Origin of the sequence: Bacillus sp. AFS001701 (genome assembly GCF_002559405.1) — a bacterium.
In the GTDB taxonomy this organism is placed as follows: domain Bacteria; phylum Bacillota; class Bacilli; order Bacillales; family Bacillaceae_G; genus Gottfriedia.
Map to the genome: position 1 here is coordinate 1 of NZ_NTZO01000510.1, position 6581 is coordinate 6581.

Here is a 6581-nt window from a genome sequence, read left to right on the forward strand (position 1 = left end):
TTACCAGATATATATAATCAGTTTTCATTAATAATTTGTGATGAGGGGCATTTAATTGATGATGAGGGTAGGGGATTAAGCTATGAACTACTTTTATCAAAGTTTAGGGCGAACAGTAACGTAGATTCACCAAAAAAATTCATTTTTCTATCAGCAATTATACCAAATATTGAACATATAAATGAATGGCTTGATGGTGATGCAAATACTATAGTAAAGTCCGAGTATCGACCTACACAGTTAGAATATGCTTTTTTAAAAAATATGCAAAATAGAAATTTCATGTTGGACATGAACCCTCAAATGGAAAAACCCTATAGTTATCAACTTTATAATTTTTTAACTAGAAATGATTTCCAATTTATAAATGCTGTAACGCAAAGACCAAATACTTATAGACATTCGAGCTTTAAGAGCAAATCAGTGGCTACTGCATTAAAGTCAATTATTACAGGTACAGTTGCGTTATTTACTCCACAGAAAAAAGGAGATAGAGGAGTCATAGGTCTAGCAGAGGAGACTATTAAACAAATAGAAATATTGGATTTGCCAAAACCACAAAATTATTCAAATCCCGAAAAGATTAAGAAACTTGCTGAACACTTTAAAAGGATATTTGGTGAAGAATACCTTCTTAGCAGACTTGTTAACCATGGAGTTTTATTTCATCATGGAGATTTACCACAAGATATAAGGGAATTAATTGAAGAAAGTATAAGAAACTCTGAAGTTCGCCTTGTAATCTGTACGAATACATTAGCTGAAGGGGTAAACCTACCAATTAAAGTTATAGTGATACACTCAGCAAAAAGGTATAATCCTAAAAGTGAAGAATGGGTAAGTATTAAAATAAGAGACTTGAAAAATCTAGTTGGGAGGGCGGGGAGAGCAGGTAAGGAAACTAAAGGATTAGTTATTGTTACTAATCCAGCTGACGAGCAAACAATTTTCGATGTGATTAATAACGAAAAAAATGAAGATTCCAATGGAGTTTTATATTTCATTATTGACGAAATAACTAAACTTGTTACAAGGCGGCAATTAACTCTAGATAATGATTTTTTAGAAAACCAAAATGAACAATTCTTAGAACTAATCGATTCTATTGATATTTCTTTAATAAATTTGTTATCAGAAGAGGTTGAAGAACAGGAACTTGAGACCCAGATAAGATTATTAATGCAAAAAACCTACGCATATTTTCAAGCTTCGGACAAAGAAAAAGAAACTCTTGAGAATTTATTCCAGTTGCGTGGGAAAAAACTTAAATTTTATATTAAGAGTGACGAGTTTAAGTTGATGAAGAGGAGTCATTCCAACATTAGAATTTATGAACAAGTTAAGGCGGGCATCAATTTAGACGATGCCATATGGACAAATACTAACAATCCATTAAAAGATGAATGGATTAATCAAATTTTTGACCTATTATTTTCATTTCCTCAGTTTACTTTTAAAATTAACGAATTTGAAGAAATTAATAGAATTGAGTTAACAAAAGAAACTTTAAAAAAAATTGTTATTCTGTGGTTAAGTGGCAGCTGGTATAAAGATATATCGAAGGAAACGAATATTGAAGTAGATAAATTATTAAATATTTTTACCTATATAATACATTCTTTAATTCAAATATACTCATCAAAAATAATTAGGATTGTTTTTAATTTACTTGAAGAGTCCAACAAAGAAATATCAGAGGAAATATTTAACTGGCCGAATTATTTAAATTATGGTTTAAAGGATAAATATGAATTGGATTTAGTCGAGATAGGGTTTGATGATAGAGAAGTCATTATATGTTTGTCTGATTGGATGAAAATAAATCATTTACAATATGATTCATTGAGAGAATTAAAAAAACTGGTTAGAGATAACAATGAAAAAATAACAAAAGAATTAGAGAATAAATTATCCGTAATTTCATTTGAAAAATTGAAAAAAAGTTTCTACTCTTAATGGGAAAGTTAAGAGCTAATCTACTTGCTGAAACAATAGAAGTAAGGCTTTCACTCTCTTTCAAACTTAGATGGAGATTACTACGAAGTATTTAGATTTGTCGGTCGAAGAAGTTGCGAATGAGTATATAGAGCTTATAGATTGAACTAAAAGGTTAGTCCATTAGATGGATTAGCCTGTTTTCTATTGTGCAATAAATTAAAAGTGAAATTGACTATTTAATATTTAATAAAATATTGGTTTTATTATGACTGTTTAACTAATTATTCTCATTACTACCATTCACTATTTACAGTGAGTTTGTCAAACCAATACTTTGAGGGGGTAGTTATTATGTAAGAGAAGGTGTTGTCTAGTATAGAAATCATTTATTATTTGGAGAATCATTTCCTCGAATAGCAATAAAAATAATAATAACTTTTATCGTATTAAACAAAAGAATTGACTGAGTTTGATATATATAGTACTCTTTTTGTAGAGATATATTTACAAAGAACCTGTTCTAAAACCAAACGAAATAAAGAAGGAGATATATAAGTGAAAAAAATCAATATAACAGAAATCAATCACGAATTAAATAAGATAGTTCAAGAAACTAATTTAATACCCACAATTAAATCAACACTAGAAATGGATTTAAGTACAAATATTCCAAAAGCTAAAGTTAAATCTATATTCAGCCAAGAGGGAATCGATAATCTCGATTCAAATGAACTAACACATCTGCTACAAGTATTCTTTAAAATCACTAAAAATAATATATTTAATCCAATGATTTTATCAGATGGTGAAGATTTACCTAAATTCATTGATGAAAAAGGTAATGAGATAAAATATGCAGATATTCCCGAACTATACTTTAATTTTGAATATAAAGACAAGTTCACAGATAAGTATAAAGGTGATGGAAAACGCGTTGCTATGAACCTTTTTAGAAAGACTGCTGAGATGGAAAAAGGGTTGGGAAAAGACTTATTCGACTTCACACATGTAGAATTGCAGGAATTAGTCATTTCATTACATTTGACAACGGTACAGAGTTTACAAAATACAATGGCAACCATTCGCCAATACATTGACTTTGCAATTAAACATAGTCTTACTATTAACAAAAAAAACTACGCTAAATCATTTAGTGATAGGGATACACTTAAGCCACTTTTATACAAAGTTGAATTATTTCCAAAGGATGAAGTTTATGCTATGGCAAATCAAACAGAAAACGACCAGGATGCAGTATTGCTAGCATTAATTTTTGAAGGGGTAAGTATCAAAAACGGGTTTAAAGAAATCATTAATCTTAAACAGTCTGATATTGATTTTGAAAATAACATTATTCACTTACCTAACAGAACTCTTCTAGTCAGCAAAGAAACGATTGTGGTTGTTAGGGGTGCTATTAATCAAATGACATATGTTTCAATCAATGGAGAAACAAGTAGAGTATATGAATTAACAGCTAGTAATAAGGTGGTAAGGGCATTGAGAGGTAAGGAAACTAAATCTCAAATCATTAGTCAAAGAATCCTTCGAATCTCTAAACAATGGGATTATAAGTACTTGAATGCTACTACTATTAGTCAATCAGGAATGGTTCGATTTGCTGATGTTCAGTTGGAACAGGGATTAGAAATTAATGAAGTGGTCGATATGACATTGGAAAGATTCAATATGCCAATTAACCAACCTTCAAGGCATTCATTGAGAGAGTTAATTAAAGAATATATTGTGTTATAAGCAGTTCGCTTAACTTTTCTTTCTTACTATGTTAAATAGTAATATAAATAAGATGTACTTTGAGGAAATGCTGGGAATTGTTTTAGATGAAGTAATTGAGAAAGTAAATGAACTTTAAACTGGTGAAGGTTAAAGTCTAGTGTTTTACCTAGTAGGTAAAGAAGGAAAAGAAGATGATGATACGTGGATGAGGATTTTTGATATTAGTAAGTAATAAAATGATGTACCGAATCAGTTAATTAAAGTTGATTAGGTATACTAATATAATAGATTTAAACAAAAGAATTGACTTTAAAGAGGGGGAATTTAAAGTGACTATACAAATTATTGATGCAACATGTGGTAAAGGTAAAACATCTTGGGCAATTCAAGCTATAAATGAGGCTGACTCATCAGAAAAATTCATATTCATAACTCCATTTTTAACTGAGGTTAATCGAGTGAAGCAAGCTGTGACAAACAGAAAGTTTTACGAACCTCAAGTAGATAAACAGGGTGTTACAAAATTAGAAAGCCTGAAGAAGTTATTAGGAAGTAGAAAGGATATCGTAAGCACACATTCACTTTTTTCAAACTTTGATGAAGTTACGCTAACACTAATTCGAGCAAATGGGTATACCTTAATACTTGACGAGGTTGCTAATGTGATTGAACATGCACCTATTAGCAAAGACGATATAAAATTACTTCTTGGTCATGATGGAAATGAGCAATACATTACAGTTGGTGAAACTGGTTATGTGTACTGGATTAAAAGCAACTACGATGGGGCTTTTAAACGAATTGAAAGATTGGCTAGAACGGGAAACTTAATGATTTTCAATAACACTGCGATGTTTTGGACATTTCCAATATCCGTATTCCAAGCATTCAAATCAGTAAACATATTAACTTATATGTTTTGGGGTCAATCACAAAGATACTATTTTGAATTGTTTGATGTGAAATTCAAGTTTAACTCTGTTAAGTTCGATAATAATACCAATCGTTATGAACTAACTCAATATGTAAGACCTATGCAAGAGGATGTAAGTATTCTAAAGCAACTAATTAATATCTATTATCCATCAAAGTCAAACGAAAAAAATTTGAATGCTATTGGTGATGACAGAACTGCTTTTAGTAAAGGTTGGCTTGAGAAAAATGCTAAGGATTATGTAATAGCCAAGTTAATTAAAGACAACTCTTATAACTTCTTTAAGAACAAGTGCAAGGTTAAGTCTGATTTAGTAATGTGGACATGCTTAAAGGATTATAAGAAGAAACTTGCACCAACATCTGCGGTCAAACAATTTGTACCTCTTACAGCTAGAGCAACAAACGATTATATTGACAAAGAGGTTTGTATCTATCTCGCCAATCGATTCATGAATCCCTTTGAAAAGCAATTCTTCCAATCACATGAGATTAAGGTAGATGAAGATTTTTGGGCTTTGTCGGAATTGATTCAATGGTTGTTCCGTAGCAGAGTTAGAAGAGGGGAGAAGATTGAGTTATACATACCTTCAAGTAGAATGAGAAAATTACTGGAAGGGTATTTGAATGGTGCTGCAGTTTCATATTTTGAGAAGTTAGTTGAGAAAATGTGACTGCTTATAAAAATAGGTAAGTAACTCTCAGAACCCTTGGTACTACTAGGTTCTTTCTGAATTTCTTAAAAGAAAGTAAATATAAAAACGGGTAAGTTGAAAAGACGTAGGCCAAAAGAATTACCACATCCCCTTCGGGTCGTGTCTCGTACAACAGACTGTACGTTTCGCAAAAATGCTCAACAACAGTCTGATAGTCGAGCTTCAGATGCACCTTCCAAGGAAGGTGCATCATACAAATCATATTCAAGTTTTCTACAGTAGAAATGATTATGTATTAATAGGATTCGCTAGAATTCGTCAAGTGCAATCAAATTAATGAGTCGAACGAAGGGAGGGAGTCGAAGAGCACAATATCTTTTACAGAACTTAAACAGAGTTATAAATGAGAAATTTAGGTGGATTCGGGGTTAATTGTATCAAGAGGACTAATGGGAATTTTCTGTAAGCCTAAAAAGAAGCAAGTAACAAAACGTATATGTATCAACGGATGTTGATAGAATTACATCTTTTTTAATGAAAATGATAATAGACCTAGCAAAGAAGACAAGCTAGATAACGGTCTCTTGATACAGGATAATGTGAAGAATTTATTGACTACAATGTTAGTGCGGCAGAAATAGTGTGTAACTTTAAGAGATTCCAAACCAAGGAGTCTCTTTTCTTTTGCTGAGTATAAGGGGGCGTATTTCCACATTTTGGCGGTGTTCAAATAGTAAATTGACCAGAAGTAGTTTAAATTACACACCATGTAAAATTTATACTTTATTAAACCTAAGTCACATTTACTTACATAAAATAATTCCCAAAGAAGCATACGGAATCGATTGTCTTTTTGTTGTTATACTTAACTTTACCAGAATAAGAAAGACATTTGAATGTTATAAGATTGTGCTTATCGGTATTGAGTGTAATTAATTTTACAATTGTAAGTTCCTCTTTACTGTCGAAGCATTTCCCTTGTCGCTCTCCACTGGTTTACTTAAATGCCACTATTTTCCTATAATAAATACTTTATCGTGATAATTTCCCTCTTTTATTGCTTGTTGAGGTAGAGACAGAATGTCCAGGTAAGAAAACAATTCTATTAAAATACTACTTATTCATGGTATAATTTTCCTGCGTTAATAATAGTGTAAAGATTGTACTTAAATCTTGCATAGTTAATATAGTTTCACTTAGAACTGACATCGAGTGATACCAATAGGTAGAGATAGTGTTTTTTTGTGTAAATGAATTAATAAGTATTACTCCTATAAAAATTAAACAAAACATGATAATTACAGCAAATGCATGTTT

General features: G+C 31.0%; 4 protein-coding genes. All 4 read left to right on the top strand.

Annotated elements, in window-relative coordinates:
* On the top strand, window positions 1–1956 hold a 1956-nt coding region (locus CN514_RS21800), incomplete at its 5' end, for a helicase-related protein (RefSeq protein WP_217993953.1).
* 537 nt (window positions 1957–2493) lie between these two features.
* On the top strand, window positions 2494–3693 hold the full coding sequence (locus tag CN514_RS21805; RefSeq protein WP_098234374.1) for a tyrosine-type recombinase/integrase: 1200 nt from the start codon (window positions 2494–2496) through the stop codon (window positions 3691–3693).
* A 311-nt stretch (window positions 3694–4004) separates the two neighbouring features.
* A complete protein-coding gene (locus CN514_RS21810; protein ID WP_098234375.1) occupies window positions 4005–5282 on the top strand; it encodes an HU family DNA-binding protein in 1278 nt (425 codons plus the stop codon).
* 96 nt (window positions 5283–5378) lie between these two features.
* Window positions 5379–5546: a hypothetical protein gene (locus CN514_RS25960; RefSeq protein WP_176526027.1), complete on the top strand. Its 168-nt coding sequence runs from the start codon at window positions 5379–5381 to the stop codon at window positions 5544–5546.
* The last annotated feature ends 1035 nt before the right edge of the window (window positions 5547–6581 follow it).